Consider the following 23386-nt stretch of genomic DNA (forward strand, 5'->3'; position numbering starts at 1 on the left):
CTCGTAACGAATCGAGCGGAGTTATTCCCTTACGGTGTTGTATTCCTCGCACTCTCGACCATTGAATAAAATTGTTGTTTTTTGACCGCACTTTTTGCGGATACAAAAAAATCACGCTGACGGGGTGAATGACCGTTCGTTATAAGGCTTTTGAGACCTTGGAACAAATCCTACCCTTAACAATGTGGATTGTCAAGGGTAGGGGGAGACTACACCTATTGATCCGAGTGGGCGTAAAGTTCTCGGTGAGCAGCTATAGCAAAGAAATCATCACGGCTTTTATAAATGCTCATTGCGTTGATACGGCGATCAATGCGTTGTAGCAAATAATCGGGTACATTGATTTCTATTTTGTGCTTCGCTTTGAGATAAGGTGTGATGTCAATATCAACGAGTAGCCAGCTATCAACGTGAGCATATTCAGGATCACTTTGGTAATGGTGGTAGCCTTTATCCAAAATGGAGGTGATGTCAAAATCTTCTTGTGCCATGGTTTGTAGGCTTAATTGGATGGATTCGCTGACCATTGCGTGAAGCTCACCGATTTCATCGGCAGCACTGATACCGCCCCATTTGAGTTCGTAGAGTGCTGGGACGATCATGCCGTAAGCGGTATCTTCGTTATTTGGTGTTTCAACACCAACGGTAAAGATCATAAATTACTCCTTTGTGATTGGTGGATTATTTCAACGCTAATTTCAGCATTTGATTAAGGGCTTGAGAGAGCTTGTCGAGCTTATCAATGCCGCTTTTGTACCAAGGGTTAAGCAGGCGTTGCATTTCTGCCGGAGTAAAGCCCGCCAGTTTGCCCAGTTCGGTTTTACTGAGTTTACGTTTTATGCGTTCGTTGTGAATCAGCACTTTGGCTTCAACGAGCGTGGGCATTAAAACGAGAATGTCGCCTTTTTTCGGTGATGTCGGTTCGGGGAAGGGGTCATCATCTTTAAAAGCGAACTCAACCGCACCGATAAGAGCGGATTCAAGCTCAGTGATGGCTTCGCTTCCCGTGTCGGCTTGCACAATAGCATTGCTGTTGTCGCTGAATTGTAGCGTGCCGATGTAGTAGGGCTTGCCGTTTTCCTCGACTTGTTCGAGGGTCGCAGGGTAGTAACGCATTCGTGTTGTTCTCCTTGTGGGGTGATTAAGTGTGCCAATAAGCCCCCTTTCGAGGGCTTGGATTATTCAATTTCTAACTGCTTTTTGATTTTGCTGATGGTTGCTTCGGCAATATCTTTTGAGCTTCGGGTCAGTTGGGTGTTTTTGCCGTTTCGGTATAAGCGGTAGTGCTTTGTGCCTTGTTGGATTTCCACCCCTTGACTTTGCAAGTATTTCAGAAATTGTCTGGGCTTCACTTAATCTCCTATGTTTGTTTAAGATGGGTTTATTTTATACGTTTGCGTATATTTTGCAAGGTTTTTTTTTATACTTTAAAGTAAATTTTTTCAGAGGGAAAATGGAGAAAGAATACCAAGCCATGACTTTAGACACCACGGCAGACACCAAACGCCAAGCACAAGTGATGTATTTCAGCGGTTATAAAATTGCGGAAATATCACGTCAGTTAAATATTCCAACATCGACAATTTCCAGTTGGAAAGAACGTGAGAAATGGGACGATTTTGCACCGGTCGGGCGAGTGGAACTGACCCTTGAAAGCCGGTTGAATTTGCTTATTCTGAAAGAAAATAAGAGTGGGGCAGATTACAAAGAAATTGATTTACTCGGTCGCCAAATGGAACGGATGGCACGAGTGAAAAAATATTCCTTTGGCGACGGCAATGAAGTGGATTTGAATCCGAAACTGGCTAATCGCAATAAAGGCGAACGTAAGAAAACAGAACAGAATGCGATAGACCAAGAACAAGAGGAATTGTTGATTAATGGCTTTCTTGAGGGAATGTTTAATTATCAGCGGGTGTGGCACAAGGCGAAGGAACATCGAATCCGCAATATTTTGAAAAGTCGTCAGATTGGGGCGACTTATTATTTTGCTCATGAAGCCTTTGTTGATGCGCTGACAACGGGCCATAACCAAATTTTCCTTTCGGCCAGTAAAAAACAGGCATTGCAGTTCCGTTCTTACATTGTTAATTATGCCAAGCAGACGGCAGACGTGGATTTAAAAGGGGAAACCATCAAACTGCCGAATGGGGCGGAGCTGATTTTTTTGGGGACAAACTCCGCCACCGCCCAATCCTATCACGGCAATTTGTATTTTGATGAGGTGTTTTGGGTGCCGAAATTTGATGTGATGCGTAAAGTGGCATCGGGTATGGCGGCGCAAAAGATGTATCGTCAAACTTACTTTTCTACGCCCACTACCATTGCACACCCCGCTTATGCGTTCTTTTCCGGTAAAGCCTTTAATCGCAACCGTGCGAAATCAGAAAAAGTGGAAATTGATATTTCTCACGAAAATTTAAAAAGTGGGAAATTGTGCGCCGATCGCCAATGGAAACAGATTGTCAGCATTTACGATGCGATGGAAGGCGGGTGCAATCTGTTCAATATTGATGATTTGATTGCAGAAAACAGTAAGGAAGAATTTGAGCAGTTGTTTTTGTGTCAATTTGCCGATGATGATAGTTCCGCCTTCAAGTTTGCCGATTTACAACTATGCCAAGTGGATAGCTGGGAAGAGTGGACGGATTATAAACCCGAATGGAAACGGCCCTTTGGCAATCGTGAGGTGTGGCTTGGTTATGACCCCGCATTTACCGGCGACCGCGCGGCACTGGCGATTGTTGCCCCGCCTAAAGTGGAAGGGGGCGACTATCGTGTGTTGCATTGGCAAACCTTTCACGGTATGGATTATGAAGCGCAAGCAAATCGAATCAAACAATTTTGTGATGATTATAACGTCACCCGTATTGTGATTGATAAAACGGGAATGGGGTCGGGCGTGTATCAAGAAGTGAGAAAATTTTACCCGATGGCGCAAGGGCTAGATTATAACGCCGATCTGAAGAATGAAATGGTGCTGAAAACGCAAAATCTCATTCAGAAACGTCGCCTTAAATTTGATGGCAAAGAAATCATCACCAGTTTTATGACAGTGAAAAAACGCACAACCGGCACGGGCCGAATGACTTACGTTTCCGACCGTTCGGAAGAGGCAAGCCATGGTGATTTATCGTGGGCGATTATGAACTGCATTTTGAACGTACCTTACGGCTTTGGCGGTGATATTGCCGGCAATCAAGCCACTATTTTTACTTTTGAATAGGACAAATAAATGAAAAAATCACGCAAAAAAATGACCGCACTTTCTCATCCAAAAGCGGAAGCATTTAGTTTTGGCGAACCGATTCCAGTTTTAGACCGTTCGGAAATTTTAAATTATTTTGAGCCGGTGTTGATGTATCAAAAATATTACAATCCACCGATTAATTTAAGCTATCTCGCCAAGGCTATTAATGCTTCGTCCCATCACCAAAGTGCAATCACCGTGAAGAAAAACATTTTGCTTTCTACTTGCAAAACGACCGCACTTTTACCCCGCACCCAGTTAGAAAAATTGGTGCAGGATTATTTGGTTTTTGGTAATGCCTACGTTGAAATTAAACGTAATCCTTTTGGTGAGGTGATCGCATTAAATGCACCACTGGCAAAATATATGCGGGTGGGTGTAGAGCAGGGTGTATTTTATCAGGTGGTGAATGGATTTGATGAACACGAGTTTGCAAAAGGTTCGGTTTTCAATTTGGTTAATCCTGATGTGAATCAAGAAATTTATGGCGTGCCGGAATATTTGGCGGCATTACAATCCGCCTTTTTAAATGAGAGTGCGACATTATTCCGCCGTAAATATTATCTCAACGGCGCACATGCGGGTTCGATTATGTATTTGACTGATCCCACTCAAAATAAAGATGATGTGGAAGCAATAAAAGAACAGCTCCGACAAACTAAAGGTACTGGTAATTTCAAAAATCTATTTGTATATATTCCAAACGGCAAGAAAGACGGGTTACAAGTCATTCCGCTTTCCGATGCGGTGGCAAAAGATGAATTTCTTAATATAAAAAACACGAGCCGTGATGATGTGCTTGCAGCCCACCGAGTGCCGCCGCAACTGATGGGGATTATTCCGAATAATACCGGTGGTTTTGGTGACGTAGAAAAAGCGACTAAAGTGTTTTTCGTCAATGAGATTATTCCGCTACAAGAGCGGTTAAAAGAAATTAATGCGATTGTAGGAAAAGAAGTCATCACTTTCAGCGAATACAAACTGTTTGAATAAAAACAGATCCTTTTAAAATAAAAATGCCCGTGCTTACCACGGGTTTTTTATTGCCAGAACAAAGCTGTTTTTTTCTCTAATTTATTTAATTCTGCCCCAGTTTATTATATCAAACCACCCCATAACACAAAGGCGAAAACCTTATTTTTCCCTGATTTTCAACCACTTTCACGCACGAAAAATCGCAAGCAAACCTTCGCCACGCCCGCACACTAAATGTGTGGATTTCAACGCAAATTGCGATCCTTATTCAAGCCTTTTCAGATATAGTGCCTTTTAGATCCTTTTATTTAGATCTTTCAACGCAAACCAACGCAGAAAAACGCAGTTTTTAGATCCTTTACTAAAAAGTTAGATCGTTTTAAAATTTTGGGTGCAATTTAGCGTGATTTTTTATAGGTTAAGATCTTGTTTTTATTGAAAATGGAAAAATGACCCTAGGCACCAAACAGAATTTAAACATAGAAAGCCGCTTTTACAGCGGCTTTTTTGTTGCCTAAAAATCCTTTATTTTCATTGAGTTGCAAATAAAATCAAAACTATTTACTGTATATAAAATTAGTGTTTAAATTTGCTTAAAGATATATGTCAATTATCAGGGTTGATCCTATCAACATCCTGTTTTAATCAAAACTCAGGATTATGACTTTCGACAAGCTCGCTCATTGTTTGCTACCGAGTAAAAGTTGTTCATTGCGAATTTCTTGATTATTTTTACGATAACGCACGACAATAACTTGCGGTAATACCTCGTTCCGTCGGTTGTGATTTAAATTGAGTAATCTGTACACCAACGGTTGATCGCCGTCACGGCACAAGCGGCAAGTTGTAGCAACAAAACGCTGTTGATTGGTCGATCAATCAACATTGAAATTAAACTGTCGTATTCCCGCCGTTGAATACGCGAGCCAATAGTAGTGAGTAAAATATCGGTGATGGATTGTTTGGTGTGCTCGCTTTCGTCAGCTAAGCTCTCACCAGTAAATCTATTCATTATTAAACTTTTGCATTTGTGGTTCTTGCTCTTTCGCCTTGGGCGATGTGGGCGTGATTTTGTAAACTAACGATAAAAGGCATTCCGACTCATTCCCATAATTTTACAGACTTGTGAGATATTGCCTAATTTTTCAGCTAGATTAAGTAAGCCGGTTTTGTGTTTAATAAGAGGGTTGCTAGAATAAAGCCAGAGCGTTTCCTTTCTGTTGAGATTGATTGGACATTCATATTCTACACGGGAAACTCTCAGCTTCTATTATTGCGATTTGTCAGTCTGAGCTTCTACAAAGAATTTAAGCTCAAATTAATCGATAGAACGGGGACAGTCAGATTGGCTTTTATCTTCTACACAAAATCTTGTTTTCATTACCTTCAATATTTGATTGTAATAGATTTAGCTGCGCACAAAGTGCGGTTAAATCTACGCCTGAATCAGCACATCGGCACTAATCCCCATTTGTTGGTGGATTTTACGGATCATATTGAGCGTTAATGGACGTGTACGATTAAAGACCTCATAAACTCGATTTGGTTTTCCTATCGTGTTTTCCAAGTCTTTAATCGCCAAACCTTCTTGCTCCATTCTAAATTTAATTGCTTCAATTGGATCAGGCAAATCTACGGGATAATGCTTCGCTTCATAGTGTTCAATTAAGGTGAGCATTACATCAAAAAAATCGGCTTCTTCTTGAGAAAAGTTTTCTTTATCAAAGAAAGGTTCAACCGTTTTTAAAGCGGCTTGATAGTCTTGTTCATTACGAATAGGTTTAATTTGATACATAGCATTCCCTAATTTAACTCAATTTCATTGACGTTGATTTTATCGTATTCGGTATGTATACTAATAAATTTGATATACACCGAACCAAACTGAAAGGCAATCGCTACAACTAATCGGTGATCATTGCCTTTTATATTAAACACAACACGGCGATTTTTTAAAATACTAGCAGATTTATATTGCGCCTTAATTTCGTGTGCATTCTGCCAATTCGCTTTCCTCACTTCCGCAATCCACGCTTTGAGTGCTTGCTCTGCATCGGGGTGCTTTTCCCAATATGCAACAAGTGTAGAGATTGAAATAATCCGCATCGTGTTTCCTTCATTTAACCTTTGAATACATCATATCCCAATTTGGGATGTTTGTAACCCTTTTATTAACAACAACGAATCTTTTATGGCAACATTCAACAAAATCTTAAACCCAATGTATTCAGCGATTGCTGCTTACAGTACACAAGAAGATGGTTCAATCAATGCCAAATATGTGATTGGTACCGGCACGGATAATGATGGCGTCGTCACAGATTTCACACCAATTATCAGTGAATATCCGATAAAAGTGCGGTAGTTTTGCCGTACTTTTTCTTGGATAATTTAATCCTGTTACTTTGACTGAAAATAGAAAATTTTCTGTAAAAAAGTTAGGGCTTGAAGTGAGACTAAAGTACAATACACCGCCTATGATTTAGAGGAGACTGTTATGTGGTCAGATATTTTAACTGGTTACAGTATTTTTATTTTGGAAATTTTGACAATTTTGTTGCTTATTGCAGCGATTGTCGTATTGATTATTTCTGCTCGTCAGCATAAGGTTGGTGTGCAAGGTGAGTTAGTTATTACGGATCTATCTGAACATTTTGAAGATACGGTAAAACATTTACGTCATTTTCATTTATCAGAGGATGAATTGAAACAGCAGGAAAAGGCTGAAAAAAAGGAAGAAAAGCAAAAAGCGAAGTCATTGAAAGCGAGACTGAAGAAAGGTGGAGCGATTGAACCCCCGAAACCTTGTGTTTATGTTTTAGATTTTAAGGGGGATATTTCTGCTTCGCAAACAACCGCACTTCGTGAAGAGATTTCAGCCATTCTTCATGTCGCAAAGCCCGATGATGAAGTGTTACTGCGTTTAGAAAGCCCTGGAGGGGTCGTTCACGGATATGGTTTAGCAGCTTCTCAGCTGATGCGTTTAAAACAAAAGGGGATTAAACTTACCGTAGCTGTTGATAAAGTTGCTGCGAGTGGAGGATATATGATGGCTTGTGTGGCAGATAAAATTATTGCAGCACCTTTTGCAATTGTTGGGTCGATTGGTGTTGTTGCACAAATGCCAAATATTCATCGATTATTGAAAAAATACGATGTTGATGTGGATGTGATGACGGCTGGAGAGTTTAAACGAACAATGACGGTACTGGGTGAAAATACGGAGAAAGGAAAACAAAAATTTCAGCAAGAATTAGAAGAAACCCATCAATTGTTTAAACAATTTGTGCAGCAAAACCGACCGCACTTGGATATTGATCAAGTTTCGACCGGAGAACATTGGTTTGGAACTCAAGCTCTAGAATTAGCCCTAATTGATGGTGTTTCGACTAGTGATGATCTTTTACTTGAAGCGATGAAAGATAAATCGGTAGTGGGTATCACATACAAAGTAAAGAAACCGTTGCTACAGAAGTTGGGGCAGCAAGTGGAAGAAGGAGCAGATAGCTTGATTCAGCGTTATATGTATAAAAATTCTAGAGAGTTTATCCATTAATTTCTTGAGTTTACATTTCCGTTCTTCATAATAAATAGCATTGTAAATAAGAGAGTTTAGCTTAGTATTAATATTTACAAAATGAATTTTTGCTATTAGTATTAGCGGACATACGAATCTTTGATGACTTTCTATACATGAGATTTGTAAGGTTTAGTTTTATCTCTTCTTGATTATATTAGAGGAGACCTTGAACTGTAGAAGGTAAACACATGAATAAATTATCCCAAGTTTTATTATCAATGACAGCAGTTATAACTATATCTGCTTGTGGCAACTTAAGTAAAATTACACCAGAAGGTACACCGGAATATAAGAATGTTGATGGAGTTCAAGTTCCGCAACTTGTATGGCCAAAAATTGATGAGTCGGGTTTCAACCATGATGGTAGCCAATTCGGTTCATGGCCAAATTGGGATAACGTACGGATGATTGAACGTGGCATGAATAAAGAACAGTTATACAATTTGATTGGACGTCCACATTTCTCAGAGGGATTATATGGTGTAAAAGAATGGGATTATGCCTTTAACTACCGTGAAAATGGGGTGCATAAAATTTGTCAGTACAAAATTTTATTTGATAAGAACTACAATGCCCAAAGTTTCTTTTGGTATCCAAACGGATGTAATGGTAACTTTGCTTACACTTTAAGTGGCGATTTCTTGTTTGACTTTGATAAAGATGTATTAACACCACGCGGTCAAGAGGTGGTTGATAATATCGCAGCTCATTTAAAATCATCAGATGCTAAGGAAGTTAAAGTTGCAGGTTATACAGACCGTTTAGGATCTGATGCGTATAATATGGGGCTTTCCCAACGTCGTGCGAACCGTGTTAAAGCTCGTTTAGTTGAAGATGGTGTCGTTGCACAAATCACTGCGATTGGTTATGGTAAGAATCCACAGGTTAAAGCTTGTGAGGGGGTTCGTCATGCTAGTCAAGAAGAAAAAGATTGTTTACGTCCTAACCGTCGTGTAGAGATTACTGCTTCCAGTTCTGTGTTGAAGTTACATCAAGAAGTGGGGAAAATGAACGGTGGTACACAAGGTCCAACACCACTTTATCAAAAGTAGTTTTTGAGTGAAAAATAGCATAACCTAGGGTTATGCTATTTTTTATGTGTAGATTAATTTTCCATGATTTTGGTGAGTGTGGTTTGGGTAAGATGAATGTAATTACCTAAGAAACGATGGCTGAAATTGAGTAAATAATAAAGTTGATAAATTAGTTTTCTTTTTTCATATCCTTGCCAATCTATGGCAAAAGTGCGGTCATAATTGATATAGAATTTTTCAGGGAAGGGTTCAAAAAGCTCGGTAAAAGCAAGATCACACTCTTTATCTCCCCAGTAACACGCTGGATCATAAGTGAATGTTTGATTGTTTACGATGCAAACATTTTCAACCCATAGATTTCCATGTAAAAGAGAGGGCTTTGGATTATGTTTTGCCAGTTTTTGTGAAATAAGGTAAACGATTTGGTCAATATTTCCAAAATTTAATCCTTTGTCTTTACACAATTGTAACTGCCAGCCAATGCGTTGCTCACTAAAAAATGTTGCCCAATTGGCGTGCCATTTATTCGGTTGATATTCCGGACCAAGCCAAGTATCAAAAATCTAATCCGTAACATTTTGTGCCAGAGATTTGGTGTAGTTGGGCTAATTGGTTACCAAATTCCTCAGTAAGTGAAGATTGTTGTTTGATATTGAGTGATTCTAAAAGTAAAAAACTATGGTTTTGTGAGCATCCTACCCCGTAAACTATGGGAAGGTTAAGTGCGGTCGTTTTTCGTAACATTTCAAGTTGATCGGCTTCTGCTCGAAACATTGAGCGATAGGATTTTTCATTGATTTTGACAAAAACAGGCTGAATCCCATCATTAATCATCCAAGTTTCATTCATTTCTCCACAATGGATATGTTTCTTTTCCTTAAGTGAGTAATAAGCACCAAATTGATCAGCAAATACCTGAGAAATGGATTTCCACATAGCAACCCCCTAGATTTAATACTTCCCCCCATTCTAAGAGAATTTTTAAAGATTACTGTGATATAGCTCAAAGTTTTATAAATTTTATTCAATGCGTCGATAATAGATAAAACATCCCTTGATTCTAAATAAAAAGGTGATTTTTTAATTCGTTGGTATTATTATTAACGCCGTTTTTAAGTGATAGAAATTAACCAGAGGAAATTTATGCAACATCTAAAAGATCTTGTAGAGAAAGCAAAATTGGCGATCGATGAGATCGAGAATAAAAGTTTGTCGGCACTGGATGAAATTCGTGTCGAGTATTTTGGTAAAAAAGGTCATTTTACTCAATTAATGCAAGAACTTAGAAATGTTGCTGCGGAAGAGCGTCCGGCACTTGGGGCAAAAATTAATGAGGCGAAGCAAATCGCCCTTGATTTTTTGAATGCAAAAAAATCAGAATGGGAGCAAGCAGAGCTTAATGCAAAATTAGAAAAAGAACGGGTAGATGTCACTTTACCGGGGAGAAAAGTAGAAAAAGGCGGGTTACACCCTGTTACTATCACCATTAATCGTGTAACACAATTCTTTTCCGAACTCGGTTTTTCTGTGGAAAATGGGCCGGAAATTGAAAGTGACTATTATAACTTTGATGCCTTAAACATTCCAAAACATCACCCCGCAAGAGCAGATCACGATACATTTTGGTTTAATCCTGAATTATTACTTCGAACTCAAACCTCAGGCGTACAAATTCGTACAATGGAAAAAATGCAGCCGCCTATCCGTATTATGGTGCCGGGGCGAGTTTATCGTAATGATTACGATCAAACGCATACACCAATGTTTCATCAAATTGAATTGCTTTATGTCGATAAAAAAGCAAATTTTACTGAGTTAAAAGGGCTATTACATGATTTCTTACGTGCGTTCTTTGAAGAGGATTTGCAAGTACGTTTCCGCCCGTCTTATTTCCCATTTACAGAACCTTCTGCTGAAGTGGATGTGATGGGGAAAAATGGTAAATGGCTTGAGGTGCTAGGTTGTGGTATGGTTCACCCTAATGTACTACGTAATGTTGGCATTGATCCAAATGAATATTCTGGTTTTGCCGTGGGAATGGGGGTTGAACGTTTAACAATGCTACGCTACAACGTCACAGATTTACGTTCATTCTTTGAAAATGATTTACGTTTTTTGAAACAATTTAAATAAACTACTTTTTAGATATGAGATAAAACAACGAAATTTTAAGGGATAAAAAATAATGAAATTTAGTGAACAGTGGGTAAGAGAATGGGTTAATCCAAGCATTTCTACAGAACAATTATGTGATCAAATAACAATGCTTGGGTTAGAAGTGGATAGTGTAGAAAAAGTTGCGGGTGATTTTACCAATGTCGTGATTGGAGAGGTGGTAGAATGTGCCCAACATCCCGATGCCGATAAATTGCGTGTCACTAAAGTCAATGTGGGTTCGGATCGATTGTTAGATATCGTGTGTGGTGCACCAAATTGCCGTCAAGGTTTGAAAGTGGCCTGTGCAATTGAAGGAGCGGTATTACCGGGAGACTTCAAAATTAAGAAAACAAAATTGCGTGGTCAACCTTCAGAAGGTATGCTTTGTTCGTTCTCTGAATTAGGCATTGATGTTGAGGCGGAGGGAATTATTGAATTACCTTTGGATGCGCCTATTGGTCAAAATCTACGTGATTACTTAAATCTAGAAGATCAAACAATTGAGATTAGTTTAACGCCAAATCGTGCAGATTGTTTAAGTATCGCTGGGATTGCCCGTGAAATTGGTGTGGTGAATAAACTTCCGGTAAATCAACCGCACTTTGAAGTCGTTCCGGCAACCATTTCAGAGAAAGTTGAAATTGATGTGGCCGAGCAAGAAGCCTGCCCCCGTTATTTATTACGTGTGGTGAAAAATGTCAATGTCAATGCCTCATCTCCAATTTGGATGCAAGAAAAATTGCGTCGTTGTGGTATTCGTTCTATTGATCCCATTGTCGATATTACCAACTATATTTTGCTTGAGTTAGGCCAGCCAATGCATGCTTTTGATGCAGCAAAAGTAAAACAGCCGGTGCAAGTTCGCTTTGCCAAAGAAGGGGAAGAGCTACTTTTACTTGATGGTTCCACCGCAAAATTGCAATCCAACACATTGCTTATTGCCGATCAAAATGGTCCGCTCGCTATGGCAGGGATTTTTGGTGGTCAAACAAGTGGTGTCACTTCCGAAACCAAAGATGTGATTTTGGAAGCCGCCTTTTTTGCGCCATTAGCGATAGCCGGTCGAGCAAGACAATATGGGTTACACACTGATGCCTCACACCGTTTTGAACGAGGCGTTGATTTTGAATTAGCACGTCAAGCTATGGAGCGCGCAACTGCATTATTACTTGAAATTTGCGGTGGTCAAGCAGGCGAAATCAATGAGGTTGTGAACGAAGATTTTTTACCTAGATTGAGTAAGATTCAACTTCGTCGTGAAAAATTAGATGCTTTACTCGGGCATCACATTGAAACGGATACGATCACCGATATTTTTAATCGCCTTGGTTTTAATGTGCAATATGAGAATGATATATGGACGGTGACTTCAACCAGTTGGCGTTTTGATATTGAAATTGAAGAAGATTTGATTGAGGAAGTGGCTCGTATTTATGGTTATAACAGCATTCCGAATCATGCCCCACTTGCTCATTTACGGATGCGTGAACACAAAGAAGTAGATTTAGATTTAAATCGAATTAAAACGGCTCTTGTCGATGCTGACTATCAAGAAGCGATTACCTATAGCTTTGTTGATCCTAAAATTCAAGGATTATTACACCCTAATCAAGAAGCATTAGAATTGCCAAATCCAATTTCCGTTGAAATGTCCGCTATGCGGGTTTCGTTGTTAAGTGGATTGCTCGGTGCGGTATTATACAATCAGAATCGTCAACAAAATCGGGTTCGTTTATTTGAAACCGGGTTACGTTTCATTCCTGATACCGAGGCTGAATTTGGCGTACGTCAGGAATTCGTATTAAGTGCAGTGATAAGCGGTTCGGTTAACAATGAAAGTTGGAACACGAAATCAGAAGCGGTGGATTTCTTCGATTTAAAAGGTGATCTAGAAAGTCTTCTCTCTTTAACCGGCATTGGAAAAAAAGTACGTTTTGTGGCAAAAATGTATGATGCACTACACCCGGGACAATCGGCAGCTATTGAATTAGACGGTAAAGAAATTGGTTTTATTGGCACCATTCATCCATCTATCTCTCAAAAATTAGGGCTAAATGGAAAAGTTGTGGTATTTGAAATTTTATGGAACGCAATAGCAAATCGGACTGTTGTACAAGCGAAAGAAGTTTCAAAATTCCCGGCTAACCGTCGTGATTTAGCTCTGGTTGTTTCTGATGAAATTGCCGCTGGCGATGTGATTGAAGTCTGCAAACAGGTAGGCGGAGAGAAACTTATTCAAGTGAATTTATTTGATGTGTATAAAGGTATTGGGGTGCCAAGTGGTGCTAAAAGCCTTGCGATTAGTTTAATCATCCAAGACAATGAAAAAACCTTGGAAGATGATGAAATTAATAAGGTGGTCTCGGCAATATTAGATGAGGTTAAACAACGTTTTAACGCGGAATTAAGGGAGTAAATTTTATGACACTGACAAAGATTGATATTACCGAATTTTTAATTGAAAAATATCAATTGCAAAAGTTAGAAGCTAAGCGCTTAGTGGATAATTTCTTTGAAGAAATTCGTTTATCTCTTGAAGCGGGTAACGATGTTAAATTATCAGGATTTGGTAATTTTGAATTGCGTGATAAAGCTTCCCGTCCGGGACGCAATCCAAAAACAGGGGAAAGTATCCCTGTTTCAGCTCGTCGTGTTGTTGCATTTAAACCGGGGCAAAAATTGCGTGCAAGAGTAGAAAAAGCTAAGCTGAGTCAGTAATAGAGAAAAAGTGCGGTATTTAAGCGCACTTTTTTGTTTGAGAGATAAAAAATGATTTCCATTAATCGACTATTTTTTATTGCTACGACAATGACATTGTTTGCTTGTTCTTCAGGAAATCTGGAAAGGGAAGCTGAAGATTATCATATTAATTATAAAGGGCAAATTGATGATCCGATCATGGCGATGACCTTGCTAAGTGAGCAACAATATGAATGGGCCGGTACGCCTTACGTTTTAGGTGGGCAGTCTCGTCGTGGAGTTGATTGCTCAGGATTTGTTCAGAAAACCTTTTTTGACCGTTTTAATATTTCCTTGCCGAGAACAACAAAGGAACAGGCTAAATATGGGAAACTTGTCCGAAAAGAAGATATTCAAACTGGTGATTTAATCTTTTTTAAAACAGGGCGTGGTCCAAATGGGTACCATGTAGGAATTTATGTAAAAAATGATAAATTCTTGCACGCTTCTACAAAAGGTGGGGTGATCTATTCTTCAATGAAAACAGAATATTGGACAAAAACATTTTGGCAAGTGAGAAGAATTTAAGGCTATTGCTTAGCTTCTGTAGGGCATTCAGCAATAAACAAATTTGTGTATGCCTGTTATAAAAAAACAAATCATTTCAATGGGTTGTTAAGCGGATGCACACACAATCTAAAGAAAAAGTGCGGTTAAAATTAACCGCACTTTTATTTGGTATGTCTTAAAATGATTAGGTATTTTGTTTAGTCGCCACTTTCATTTGTTGGACAAATTCGGCGAGTTCGGCTAAACATTTTGTATGATTGTCTAAATTGCGCTCAATGATTTTTACGGTTGCCGAACCTGAAATCGCACCGGCAACCCCTAATTGCAAGGCTTCTTTTACCTGATTCGGTGCGGCGATACCGAATCCTTGCAAAATAGGAGGTGCATTGTGTGCTTTCAATTGTTCGACCAAAGCATCCAAATTTTTGGCATGTGATTGATTTTCAGCACTGGTCACACCGGCACGAGAAACCAAATAAGTATAGCCTTCACTGTTTTCTGCCACACCTTGGATGGTTCTTTCATCGGCATTTGGCGGGCAGATAAAAACAGGTTGAATACCGTATTTTTTCGCAGCATTGATGTAATCATCTTTCGCCAGTAATGGAATATCTGCCACCAATACGGCATCAACACCTACTTCTGCACAGCGTTGATAGAATGTATCTAGACCTTTGGCAAAAATAAGATTGGCACAAAGTAGTAAACTAATGGGAATCTCCGGATATTTTGACCGCACTTTTTTAAGTAATTTAAAGCTGTCTTCCGTGCTATGTCCTGCCTCTAATGCTCTATTATTTGCGGCTTGAATGACCGGGCCATCTAAAAGTGGATCAGAAAAAGGAAAGCCTAATTCAAGGGCATCGGCACCATTATCAACAAGCGTGCAAATAATCTCAAAAGAACGATCAAAGGTAGGATCACATAAGGTTACAAAGGGAACAAATGCTCCCTCATTTTTTACCTTAAGCTCAGCAAATTTAGTTTCAAAACGGTTCATGATTGCATTCCTTTTTCAGTTAAGATTTTATCCACGGTAAAAATATCTTTATCCCCCCGTCCCGATAAATTCACCACAAGAATTTGTGCTTTATTGGGTTCTTGATGAATCATTTTTAGCGCTTGTGCAAGGGCGTGTGAACTTTCCAATGCGGGAATAATACCTTCGTGTTTGGCGAGTGCTTGGAACGCATTTAAGGCTTCATCATCGGTGATAGAGGGATATTCCGCTCGCCCAATACTTTGTAAATAAGCGTGTTGAGGCCCGACAGAAGGGAAGTCCAATCCCGCCGAAATCGAATAAGATTCTTCAACCTGCCCGTCATTCGTTTGCATTAACGGCGATTTCATTCCGAAATAAATACCGACTTTGGCATGCCCTAGCGGTGCACCGTGTTCACCGCTTTCAATGCCTTTGCCTGCGGGTTCTACACCGATCAAACGTACTTTGGGTTCATCTATAAAATCAGTAAACATCCCTATTGCATTAGAACCGCCTCCCACTGCGGCAATCACTGCATCCGGCAAACGACCTTCTTTTTCCAGAATTTGGCGTTTGGTTTCTTCTCCAATCATTTTTTGGAACTCACGCACAATGGTTGGAAAAGGGTGAGGACCGGCTGCCGTACCAAGTAAGTAGTGAGTATTTTCATAATTTGCCGACCAATCACGCATCGCCTCGCAACAAGCATCTTTTAATGAACAAGAACCTTTCTGCACAGGCACAACTTCAGCGCCCATTAAACGCATACGGAATACATTAGGGGATTGGCGTTCCACATCTTTTGCCCCCATATAAACACGACAGGGCATATCAAGTATTGCACAAGCGAGAGCCGTTGCTACACCATGCTGACCGGCGCCTGTTTCGGCAATAATACGGGTTTTCCCCATCCGTTTTGCAAGTAAAATTTGACCGAGGACTTGGTTGGTTTTATGTGCACCGCCGTGTAAAAGATCTTCACGTTTCAGATAAATTTTGGCTTTTGTGCTTTTTGTCAGATTGCGACAAAGAGTTAGTGCGGTTGGTCTGCCGGCATAATTTTTCAGTAAATCTTGAAATTCCCGTTGAAATGCCGGATCACTTTTAGCTTCAACAAAGGCTTTTTCCAATTGTTTAAGCACCGGTACGAGAATTTCCGGCACGTACATACCGCCAAATTCACCAAAATACGGATTTAATAACATTTCTGACATTGTGTTTCCTTATCGTTATGAGTTTGAATTTCTTGCGACATTGAGAGGCGCGAAAGTTTGTGCCGTAGGCATGACTTCAATACGATTAATATTGATATGTTCGGGCTGCTGATTCAGCCACAAGACGATATTTGCAATATCTTGTGCGGTAACATATTGAACATTTTCATAAACTTTTTCAGCTCGCTCATCATCACCTTTAAAGCGAACATTGGAAAACTCAGTCCCGCCACAAAGCCCCGGTTCTACATTGGTCACACGAATATTTTTACCGGCAAGATCGGCACGCAAATTTAAACTAAATTGTTTTACGAAAGCTTTTGTGCCGCCATATACGTTACCGCCAGGGTAAGGATAATTGCCTGCAATTGATCCAAGATTGATGATATGTCCGGTATTGCGTTCGACCATTTGGGGGAGTAAAAGACGGGTGATTGTCACAAGACCTTTAATGTTGGTATCAATCATTTGTTCCCAATCATCAAGATTGGCTTTATCGGCTGTTTCTAAACCGAGGGCGAGACCGGCATTATTAACGAGTAAATCAATATTACGCCATTCAAGGGGGAGAGATTGGATCGCTTGTTGTGTTTTTTCACGATCAGAAATATCAAAAGCAAGAGGAAGAAATTGTTCGCCAAGTTCTACGTGGAGAAGGGTTAATCGTTCGGTTCGGCGACCTGTACCAATGACATGGTAACCTGCGCCAATTAATGTACGACAAATTGCCGCACCAAATCCGGCTGTTGCACCGGTAACAAATGCTATTCTAGACATAATCATCTCCTAGTAAAGTCTCGGAATGTTTATACGACATCTTTGCAATATTGAATTAAAAGAATGATATCGTATTAAAAATCGTCTCAAAAGCTGACCGCACTTTCAACTCATCTTTTATACCGGGCGCACTTTCTACGCCGGAATTCAGATCTACACCCAAACAGCCTTGAGCTATTGCCTGTTCAATATTTTCCGGTGAAATCCCACCGGCCAAAATCGTTTTGTATTTGAGCTTTTCAGGGATTAATGACCAATCAAAAGTTTGACCTGTCCCCCCTTGTTGGTTTGAGGTCTGGCTATCAAAAATATAACGATCAACATTTAAATCATCTGTAAAATTAACCGCACTTTTTTCATCAATGTTGATTGATACAGCTTTCCAAATTTGACAGGTTTCGGGTAATTTACTGCGTAGATCAGTGATAAACGCCGGCGTTTCCGAACCATGTAACTGCACCGCATAAAGCTGCAATTGTTGAGCGATTCTAACGATAAAATCCGCTTCTTGATTTTGAAATACGCCGACAAAACGAAGTGGCGCGGCGGTGACTAATTCTTGAGCCTGACGCAAACCCACCGCACGTTTTGAATGTTCAGCAAAAATTAATCCGCCATAAAGCGCTCCGTTTGCATAAATGGTTTTCACATCTTGGGTGCGTGTCAAGCCACATACTTTGTTTTCACCGAAAATCACCGAACGAACCGCATTATTTAAATCAGTATTTCCCATTAAACTACTGCCGATTAAAAATCCTTGTGCAACTTTTTGTAATTGACGGATTTGTTGATGAGTATAAATACCGGATTCGCTGATGATGCGAACATCCTCTGGTATGCGATCTGCATATTTTTCCGTTAATTCGACTACACAATTTAAATCCACGGTTAAATCATGCAAATTACGATTATTCACACCGATGATTTTTGCTCCCAACGATAAAGCACGTTCAAATTCCGCTTCATTACCGGTTTCGGTTAATATACCCATTCCCAAAGAATGAGCAAGATCTGCCAACACGTAATAAGTTTCATCATTCACCACGGAAAGCATTAATAAAATAGCATCGGCTTGATAATAACGGGCAAGATACACTTGATATTCGCTGATTATAAAATCTTTGCAAAGCACCGGTTGGCTCACGATGTTTCGCACTTGAGGCAAAAATTCAAAATCCCCTTGGAAGTATTTTTCGTCCGTCAGCACAGAAATGGCTGAGGCATAATGTTTATAGACATTGGCGATTTCATCTAAATTAAATTCAGCCCGAATCAATCCTTTTGAAGGCGAGGCTTTTTTACATTCCAAAATATAAGCAGACTTTTGCTGAGTGCCTTTTGATAGCGCATCATAAAAAGAGCGGTCGGATTTTGTGATGTTTTGTTGAAATTCACTAAGTGGAAATTCCTTTTCTTTCGCGTTCACCCATGCGGCTTTATCAAGGACGATCTTTTGCAGTACGGTCGCAGAATCAATGGGTTTTGAGAAGTCTTGAGTAATCATCTTATTTTCTATCGGGTGTTTCAGGGCTAGTATTGTGTTAATTTTTGCAAGGTCTCAAATGCTTTGCCATCGGCTAAGGTTTCCAATACATTTTGGGTATTTTGTTTGAGATCATGGTAGCCGAATAGTTTAAGCAATAATGCGGTATTGGCAGCAACGGCATTGGCGTGTTCCAATTTACCTTTGCCTTGTAAAAGTGCGGTTAATAATTTGGCATTTTCTTGTGGTTCGCCACCGAGTAAACTTTCTAATGATTGCATTTTTAAGCCAAAATCTTCAGGTGTTAGCGTGAAATATTCAATCTTACCGTCTTTAATTTCCGCTACTTGTGTTTCACCGTGTAACGCCACTTCGTCTAATCCTGAACCGTGAACAACGAAGGTGTACTCGTGCCCCAAGCTAACGGCGGTTTCCGCATAGGTCTTCACGAGTTCAGGCACATAAACGCCGAGTAAATGGTAATTTGGGCGGGCAGGATTGATTAATGGGCCGAGAATATTGAAAATTGTGCGGGTTTTTAGTGCGGCACGAACGGGGGCAACATGGCGAAAGCCGGAATGATACTGCTGTGCAAATAAAAAACAGATGCCGATTTCATCTAAGGCTTGACGTGCCGATTGTGCAGAAATACTGACATTGACGCCTAATGCGGTTAAAACATCACTTGCTCCGGATTGGCTGGACACGCTGCGATTACCGTGTTTGGCAACCTTAACCCCCATTGTTGCGGCAACAATACAACTTGCGGTGGAAATATTGATCGTATTTTGTCCATCGCCTCCGGTACCGACAATATCGGCAAAAGGGTAGTCGGGATGTGGGAAAGATTTTGCATTTTGTAATGAGGCCGCCACCGCACCGGTAATTTCCTCAACGGTGACACCTCGGACTTTTAGAGCCATCAACATTGCCGCAATTTGTTCATTAGAAAGATGACCTTGAATGACCGCATTAAAAAGTGCGGTACTTTCTGATTGGTTTAATTGATGACCATCATAAAGTTGTTCTAATAAGAAGTTGTGTTGCATAGTTTGTTCCTTAATATAGTGCTATTTACTGCTATTGGGATTGAAATCTTATTATGATGGCGTAAATAACACATGGCTATTAGACGTAAATATCGTAATCCAAATCCCGTGCTTCATCGCCTGTCATGCCACGGAAACCCCAGCAATGAGCCGGTTGCTCTTTAATGGTAATTTCCACATCATGCGCACGGATACCGAGTTTATATTCAAGTTCACTGAATAACATTTTGATTAGGCGTTTTTTTGTCCCTTCCATTCGACCCGCCATTAGGTTAATTTCAATAACGGTGTAATCATCACTACGATCGAAAGGGTAGTAAAAATCTTCTTTTTCCAAGCCTAAAAAACGAATCGCGTGTTTTCCTTTGGGGATGTCTAAGCCTAAATAGAGGCTGTTATAAATCACGTCAGCTAACATTTCTCTGCGTGGTGTGAGTTTAGATTTAAGTCCAAATACAGTAATCATATCGTTTTCCTTATTAGGTTGGATAGGCTAGTGCCTATCATTGTTTTTAGTGATTGAGTAACCATTCAATGGATTGTTGTAATAACTGTGATCCTTGCACGGTTAAAATACTTTCCGGATGGAATTGGAATGAGCAAATAGGCAACTCTCGGTGGCGAATTGCCATAATAATACCATTGTATTGGGCATTGATAACAAATTCCTGAGGTAAATCTTGTCCCATGAGTGAATGATAGCGTGCGACCGGCATTGGGTTAGCCAAATTTTGAAACATCGCTTCACCATCATGGGAAATTTTTGAGATTTTACCATGCAACACTTCACCGGCATGGACAACTTTACCACCAAATGCTTGGATTAAGGCTTGATGACCTAAACAAATTCCAATAATGGGGATTTGTGATTTTAAACGCTCAATTAATGGTAACAAAATACCCGCTTCTTCCGGTGTGCCGGGGCCGGGCGAAAGGGCAAGAATAGTATCTGGTGTACTCATCGCCGTTGCAACGAGTTGTTCTAAATCACAATCATTGCGGTAAATTTTCACTTGATGTCCTAAGACACGAAATTGATCCACAAGATTATAAGTGAAGGAATCAAAGTTATCTAAAAAAAGAATATTTGCCATAACGTATCCCTTATTTGGCTTGTGTATTGATTTGACGAATTGCTTTTAATACCGCAGCAGCTTTATGTCGGGTTTCGTCCGCCTCCATTTGCGGATCGGAATCTAACACCTCACCACAGCCCGCTTGCACGTGTGCGATACAGTTTTGAACAAAGGCTGAACGAATCACGATGCAGGTATCTAAACTGCCATCGGAAGTGAGATAACCCACTGCACCGCCATAACTGTGGCGTTTTTGTTGTTCATATTGATAAATAAGCTGCATTGCCTTGATTTTCGGTGCGCCGGTAAGTGTCCCCATATTCATACAGGCTTGATAAGCGTGAAGGGCATCTAATTCAGGGCGGAGTTTACCCACTACTCGTGACACAAGATGCATAATATGGGAATAACGATCCACTTGCATTAATTCTGCCACTTGACGAGTACCACTTTGACAAACTCGAGCGATATCGTTGCGTGCTAAATCCACTAACATCAGGTGTTCTGCTTGCTCTTTGTGATCTAATCGTAATTCTAACTCTAAACGGGTATCCAATTCAGGATCAATATTACCGTGCGCATCAAATCCACGTGGGCGTGAGCCGGCAATCGGATAAATTTCTAACTGACGATTTTTCGGCGTATATTTGAGCGCACTTTCCGGTGAGGCGCCAAACAAAATGAAATCTTCATCGTTCATGTAGAACATATAAGGACTAGGATTATTTTGTTTAAGTTGAGCATAACTGGCAAGCGGATTCGGACAAGCAAGAGAAAAACGACGGGAAGGCACGATTTGGAAGACATCGCCAATATTAATATGGTGTTTTAAAGCTTTCACCACATGGATAAATTCAGAATCGTCAAAATTCGTTTTTATCTCATCACTTGTCGATTTGATGGATAAGATGTGATTAATATTTTTTAATTTTTGTGCGATAGCTAGGGCTGTTTTTGCCACATTGACTTGTTCTTCTTGTGAGAAACAGTAACTTTTTAGCGTTGCCTGCTGGCTTTGATGATCGATAGTAATAAGATGTTCAGCAAGATAAAAACTGTAGTCAGGGCAAGAAATATCATCATCTTTTAAAGTGATGTTATTCATCGGGATGAAATTGGCGACTAAATCATAAGCGAATAAACCGCCTAAAAAAATAGCCGTATCGCTGTGTTGGTAAAGATTTGAAATCACCCGTAATCCATCAAAAATTGTCGTTGATTGTAATTTACTGTCTTCATCTAATTGATTATCAAGCGGAGGGAAATTAACAGAAAATTCATCATCAAAATCGACCGCACTTAGCGGATTAAGCTCAGTTAAAACAGGAAAAATCTCTTTCAAAACCTGTTTACCATTTGCATTTAATGCTTTAAATGTGACGTTGTGACTGATACAAGTGATTTTAACTGCCGCATTGATAAATATAAGGCTTTGTAAGCTATTTTTACTACCGATTTCAGCAGAGTCGAGTAGTAGTGTGTTGGGATGATGACATAATGTGTTAAAAATAGCCGTGGTATCCGGATGATAAGGGACAGGTTGTGTGGTAACCGTAATAAAGGCATTGTTTTGCATTTTTTAAATCCTTTTTATTTATTTTGCACTATTAAACTAGTACAAAATAAATAAGTCAAGAAAAGATTTAAAAATTCTATTTCATTTTACAAAATGCATATCAATAAGAGAAAAAGAAGCCATCTTGAAAGATGGCTGAAGAAAAGATTAAAGTGCGGTCACAATATCATTAATTTTTACTTTGGCAGACTGTAATGCTTTTTCGACCGCTTCTGGGCCAAAGCCAATACCTTGTGCATACACAAATTGCACGTCAGTAATTCCGACAAAACCTAAAATAGCTTTCATGTATTGTGTGACGAGGTTTTCATCATCATATAAGCCACCAAATGCACACAATACGATGGCTTTTTTACCTTTCAATAAACCTTCCGGACCATTTGCCGTATATTGGAATGTGACACGTGGACGAGCAATGAAATCAAAATAAGATTTTAATTGAGTGGGAATATTTAAGTTATACATTGGCGCACCAATGACAAGAGTATCCGCATTTTTTAATTCGGAGACTAGCTCATCGGAAAGTGCAAGAAATTGTTTTTCTTCTTCTGTTTGAGGTTCACCACGCACCGCAATAGCCGCTGTAGCATCGAAGTGGGGAAGAGGGTCTTTGGCTAAATCCCGAACCACAATATTGTTACCTTGTAGTTTTTCGATTGTATAATCCACTAATTTGTTACTCTGAGAATTGTCAGCAAGAATGCTTGACTTTAACACCAATACGTTGCTCATTTTATTTCCTTTAACTTGTGTAAAATAAGGGTTGCGATTCTAGTGTTTATTTTTTTATAGATAAAGCTGTTCCTAGGAAAAACATTATTTCTTTTTATGAAAAAATCCAAATGGCTTTTATTTAGCTGATGTAATAATCTAATTTTCTAAAATATTTGAAATACATGCTGATAAGCTTATCCAAAAATGAAAAAAGATGTTTAAACTTTATCCCTTAATATAAAAAGCGATGTGTTGAACTGAGATTCAGGT

Annotated in this window: 23 protein-coding genes and 3 pseudogenes; 9 read left to right on the plus strand and 17 right to left on the minus strand. The window is 39.6% G+C overall.

Features of this window, described 5'->3' with window-relative positions:
- Positions 1-215: 215 nt before the first annotated feature.
- The 3 genes from BKK54_RS01150 to BKK54_RS11585 all read right to left on the minus strand — a co-directional run bounded on the left by BKK54_RS01150 (position 216) and on the right by BKK54_RS11585 (position 1352).
- Positions 216-656, minus strand: coding sequence for a type II toxin-antitoxin system HicB family antitoxin (locus tag BKK54_RS01150; RefSeq protein WP_077540708.1), 441 nt, complete (start codon positions 654-656; stop codon positions 216-218).
- Between the two features lie 25 nt (positions 657-681).
- Positions 682-1116 carry a type II toxin-antitoxin system HicB family antitoxin gene (locus BKK54_RS01155; protein WP_077540709.1) on the minus strand — a complete coding sequence of 145 codons (435 nt, stop codon included), beginning with the start codon at positions 1114-1116 and terminating at the stop codon, positions 682-684.
- A 62-nt stretch (positions 1117-1178) separates the two neighbouring features.
- Positions 1179-1352, minus strand: coding sequence for an mRNA interferase (locus tag BKK54_RS11585; protein ID WP_143541393.1), 174 nt, complete (start codon positions 1350-1352; stop codon positions 1179-1181).
- Positions 1353-1453: 101 nt separating this feature from the next.
- On the opposite strand from BKK54_RS11585, the gene BKK54_RS01160 reads away from it, so the two are divergent.
- Complete coding sequence (locus BKK54_RS01160; RefSeq protein WP_077540793.1) at positions 1454-3226, plus strand: terminase large subunit domain-containing protein; 1773 nt, start codon at positions 1454-1456, stop codon at positions 3224-3226.
- Positions 3227-3235: 9 nt separating this feature from the next.
- Complete coding sequence (locus BKK54_RS01165) at positions 3236-4243, plus strand: phage portal protein (RefSeq protein WP_077540710.1); 1008 nt, start codon at positions 3236-3238, stop codon at positions 4241-4243.
- Between the two features lie 662 nt (positions 4244-4905).
- On the opposite strand, the pseudogene BKK54_RS01170 reads toward BKK54_RS01165, so the two are convergent.
- The 4 genes and pseudogenes from BKK54_RS01170 to BKK54_RS01180 all read right to left on the minus strand — a co-directional run bounded on the left by BKK54_RS01170 (position 4906) and on the right by BKK54_RS01180 (position 6331).
- Positions 4906-5237, minus strand: a pseudogene (locus tag BKK54_RS01170) (GPW/gp25 family protein).
- A gap of 69 nt (positions 5238-5306) precedes the next feature.
- A pseudogene (locus BKK54_RS11590) lies at positions 5307-5456 on the minus strand (helix-turn-helix domain-containing protein); the annotation flags it as partial.
- 204 nt (positions 5457-5660) lie between these two features.
- On the minus strand, positions 5661-6020 hold the full coding sequence (locus tag BKK54_RS01175) for a helix-turn-helix domain-containing protein (RefSeq protein WP_077540711.1): 360 nt from the start codon (positions 6018-6020) through the stop codon (positions 5661-5663).
- Between the two features lie 8 nt (positions 6021-6028).
- Complete coding sequence (locus BKK54_RS01180; protein WP_077540712.1) at positions 6029-6331, minus strand: type II toxin-antitoxin system HigB family toxin; 303 nt, start codon at positions 6329-6331, stop codon at positions 6029-6031.
- Between the two features lie 85 nt (positions 6332-6416).
- Between BKK54_RS01180 and BKK54_RS11710 the strand changes: the two genes are divergently transcribed.
- The 3 genes from BKK54_RS11710 (at position 6417) to BKK54_RS01190 (ending at position 8857) form a co-directional block, all read left to right on the plus strand.
- Positions 6417-6590 (plus strand): hypothetical protein, encoded by a 174-nt coding sequence (locus tag BKK54_RS11710; RefSeq protein ID WP_158074607.1) that lies wholly within the window; start codon positions 6417-6419, stop codon positions 6588-6590.
- 132 nt (positions 6591-6722) lie between these two features.
- A complete protein-coding gene (gene sohB / locus BKK54_RS01185) occupies positions 6723-7781 on the plus strand; it encodes a protease SohB (protein ID WP_077540713.1) in 1059 nt (352 codons plus the stop codon).
- A gap of 212 nt (positions 7782-7993) precedes the next feature.
- Positions 7994-8857, plus strand: coding sequence for an OmpA family protein (locus tag BKK54_RS01190; protein WP_077540715.1), 864 nt, complete (start codon positions 7994-7996; stop codon positions 8855-8857).
- 53 nt (positions 8858-8910) lie between these two features.
- On the opposite strand, the pseudogene BKK54_RS01195 reads toward BKK54_RS01190, so the two are convergent.
- Positions 8911-9775 (minus strand): annotated as a pseudogene (locus tag BKK54_RS01195) (fructosamine kinase family protein).
- Positions 9776-9982: 207 nt separating this feature from the next.
- On the opposite strand from BKK54_RS01195, the gene pheS reads away from it, so the two are divergent.
- Genes pheS through BKK54_RS01215 form a run of 4 tightly spaced genes read left to right on the plus strand, consistent with a single transcriptional unit; the run spans position 9983 to position 14263 of the window.
- A complete protein-coding gene (gene pheS / locus BKK54_RS01200; RefSeq protein ID WP_077540717.1) occupies positions 9983-10972 on the plus strand; it encodes a phenylalanine--tRNA ligase subunit alpha in 990 nt (329 codons plus the stop codon).
- A 52-nt stretch (positions 10973-11024) separates the two neighbouring features.
- On the plus strand, positions 11025-13412 hold the full coding sequence (pheT, locus tag BKK54_RS01205) for a phenylalanine--tRNA ligase subunit beta (protein WP_077540719.1): 2388 nt from the start codon (positions 11025-11027) through the stop codon (positions 13410-13412).
- 5 nt (positions 13413-13417) lie between these two features.
- Positions 13418-13714 (plus strand): integration host factor subunit alpha, encoded by a 297-nt coding sequence (locus tag BKK54_RS01210; protein ID WP_077540721.1) that lies wholly within the window; start codon positions 13418-13420, stop codon positions 13712-13714.
- A 51-nt stretch (positions 13715-13765) separates the two neighbouring features.
- Positions 13766-14263: a C40 family peptidase gene (locus BKK54_RS01215; protein WP_432213690.1), complete on the plus strand. Its 498-nt coding sequence runs from the start codon at positions 13766-13768 to the stop codon at positions 14261-14263.
- A 166-nt stretch (positions 14264-14429) separates the two neighbouring features.
- On the opposite strand, the gene trpA is transcribed toward BKK54_RS01215, so the two are convergent.
- The 9 genes from trpA to BKK54_RS01260 form a co-directional block, all read right to left on the minus strand.
- On the minus strand, positions 14430-15245 hold the full coding sequence (trpA, locus tag BKK54_RS01220) for a tryptophan synthase subunit alpha (RefSeq protein ID WP_077540723.1): 816 nt from the start codon (positions 15243-15245) through the stop codon (positions 14430-14432).
- Complete coding sequence (gene trpB, locus BKK54_RS01225) at positions 15242-16441, minus strand: tryptophan synthase subunit beta (RefSeq protein WP_077540725.1); 1200 nt, start codon at positions 16439-16441, stop codon at positions 15242-15244. Before trpB ends, trpA begins: the two co-directional genes overlap by 4 nt.
- Positions 16442-16456: 15 nt before the next feature.
- The gene (locus tag BKK54_RS01230; RefSeq protein WP_077540727.1) at positions 16457-17218 is read right to left on the minus strand and encodes an SDR family oxidoreductase; all 762 of its coding nucleotides are present in this window, start codon (positions 17216-17218) and stop codon (positions 16457-16459) included.
- 55 nt (positions 17219-17273) lie between these two features.
- On the minus strand, positions 17274-18722 hold the full coding sequence (trpCF, locus tag BKK54_RS01235) for a bifunctional indole-3-glycerol-phosphate synthase TrpC/phosphoribosylanthranilate isomerase TrpF (protein ID WP_077540728.1): 1449 nt from the start codon (positions 18720-18722) through the stop codon (positions 17274-17276).
- 26 nt (positions 18723-18748) lie between these two features.
- Positions 18749-19750, minus strand: coding sequence for an anthranilate phosphoribosyltransferase (trpD, locus tag BKK54_RS01240; protein WP_077540730.1), 1002 nt, complete (start codon positions 19748-19750; stop codon positions 18749-18751).
- 79 nt (positions 19751-19829) lie between these two features.
- Positions 19830-20216 carry a tautomerase family protein gene (locus BKK54_RS01245; RefSeq protein WP_077494646.1) on the minus strand — a complete coding sequence of 129 codons (387 nt, stop codon included), beginning with the start codon at positions 20214-20216 and terminating at the stop codon, positions 19830-19832.
- A gap of 46 nt (positions 20217-20262) precedes the next feature.
- Positions 20263-20844, minus strand: coding sequence for an aminodeoxychorismate/anthranilate synthase component II (locus BKK54_RS01250; RefSeq protein WP_077540732.1), 582 nt, complete (start codon positions 20842-20844; stop codon positions 20263-20265).
- Between the two features lie 10 nt (positions 20845-20854).
- Positions 20855-22402, minus strand: a complete 1548-nt coding sequence (gene trpE, locus BKK54_RS01255) for an anthranilate synthase component I (protein ID WP_077540734.1) — start codon at positions 22400-22402, stop codon at positions 20855-20857.
- Positions 22403-22549: 147 nt separating this feature from the next.
- Complete coding sequence (locus BKK54_RS01260) at positions 22550-23134, minus strand: FMN-dependent NADH-azoreductase (protein WP_077540736.1); 585 nt, start codon at positions 23132-23134, stop codon at positions 22550-22552.
- Positions 23135-23386: the final 252 nt, after the last annotated feature.

This window comes from Rodentibacter genomosp. 1, assembly GCF_001999285.1.
Taxonomy (GTDB): Bacteria; Pseudomonadota; Gammaproteobacteria; order Enterobacterales; family Pasteurellaceae; genus Rodentibacter.

Bases quoted from the DNA above. Each gene is read 5' to 3' on its own strand.
- BKK54_RS01150 (WP_077540708.1), bottom strand. From the start codon at position 656: ATGATCTTTACCGTTGGTGTTGAAACACCAAATAACGAAGATACCGCT.
- BKK54_RS01155 (WP_077540709.1), bottom strand. From the start codon at position 1,116: ATGCGTTACTACCCTGCGACCCTCGAACAAGTCGAGGAAAACGGCAAG.
- BKK54_RS01160 (WP_077540793.1), top strand. From the start codon at position 1,454: ATGGAGAAAGAATACCAAGCCATGACTTTAGACACCACGGCAGACACC.
- BKK54_RS01165 (WP_077540710.1), top strand. From the start codon at position 3,236: ATGAAAAAATCACGCAAAAAAATGACCGCACTTTCTCATCCAAAAGCG.
- BKK54_RS01175 (WP_077540711.1), bottom strand. From the start codon at position 6,020: ATGTATCAAATTAAACCTATTCGTAATGAACAAGACTATCAAGCCGCT.
- BKK54_RS01180 (WP_077540712.1), bottom strand. From the start codon at position 6,331: ATGCGGATTATTTCAATCTCTACACTTGTTGCATATTGGGAAAAGCAC.
- BKK54_RS11710 (WP_158074607.1), top strand. From the start codon at position 6,417: ATGGCAACATTCAACAAAATCTTAAACCCAATGTATTCAGCGATTGCT.
- sohB (WP_077540713.1), top strand. From the start codon at position 6,723: ATGTGGTCAGATATTTTAACTGGTTACAGTATTTTTATTTTGGAAATT.
- BKK54_RS01190 (WP_077540715.1), top strand. From the start codon at position 7,994: ATGAATAAATTATCCCAAGTTTTATTATCAATGACAGCAGTTATAACT.
- pheS (WP_077540717.1), top strand. From the start codon at position 9,983: ATGCAACATCTAAAAGATCTTGTAGAGAAAGCAAAATTGGCGATCGAT.
- pheT (WP_077540719.1), top strand. From the start codon at position 11,025: ATGAAATTTAGTGAACAGTGGGTAAGAGAATGGGTTAATCCAAGCATT.
- BKK54_RS01210 (WP_077540721.1), top strand. From the start codon at position 13,418: ATGACACTGACAAAGATTGATATTACCGAATTTTTAATTGAAAAATAT.
- BKK54_RS01215 (WP_432213690.1), top strand. From the start codon at position 13,766: ATGATTTCCATTAATCGACTATTTTTTATTGCTACGACAATGACATTG.
- trpA (WP_077540723.1), bottom strand. From the start codon at position 15,245: ATGAACCGTTTTGAAACTAAATTTGCTGAGCTTAAGGTAAAAAATGAG.
- trpB (WP_077540725.1), bottom strand. From the start codon at position 16,441: ATGTCAGAAATGTTATTAAATCCGTATTTTGGTGAATTTGGCGGTATG.
- BKK54_RS01230 (WP_077540727.1), bottom strand. From the start codon at position 17,218: ATGTCTAGAATAGCATTTGTTACCGGTGCAACAGCCGGATTTGGTGCG.
- trpCF (WP_077540728.1), bottom strand. From the start codon at position 18,722: ATGATTACTCAAGACTTCTCAAAACCCATTGATTCTGCGACCGTACTG.
- trpD (WP_077540730.1), bottom strand. From the start codon at position 19,750: ATGCAACACAACTTCTTATTAGAACAACTTTATGATGGTCATCAATTA.
- BKK54_RS01245 (WP_077494646.1), bottom strand. From the start codon at position 20,216: ATGATTACTGTATTTGGACTTAAATCTAAACTCACACCACGCAGAGAA.
- BKK54_RS01250 (WP_077540732.1), bottom strand. From the start codon at position 20,844: ATGGCAAATATTCTTTTTTTAGATAACTTTGATTCCTTCACTTATAAT.
- trpE (WP_077540734.1), bottom strand. From the start codon at position 22,402: ATGCAAAACAATGCCTTTATTACGGTTACCACACAACCTGTCCCTTAT.
- BKK54_RS01260 (WP_077540736.1), bottom strand. From the start codon at position 23,134: ATGAGCAACGTATTGGTGTTAAAGTCAAGCATTCTTGCTGACAATTCT.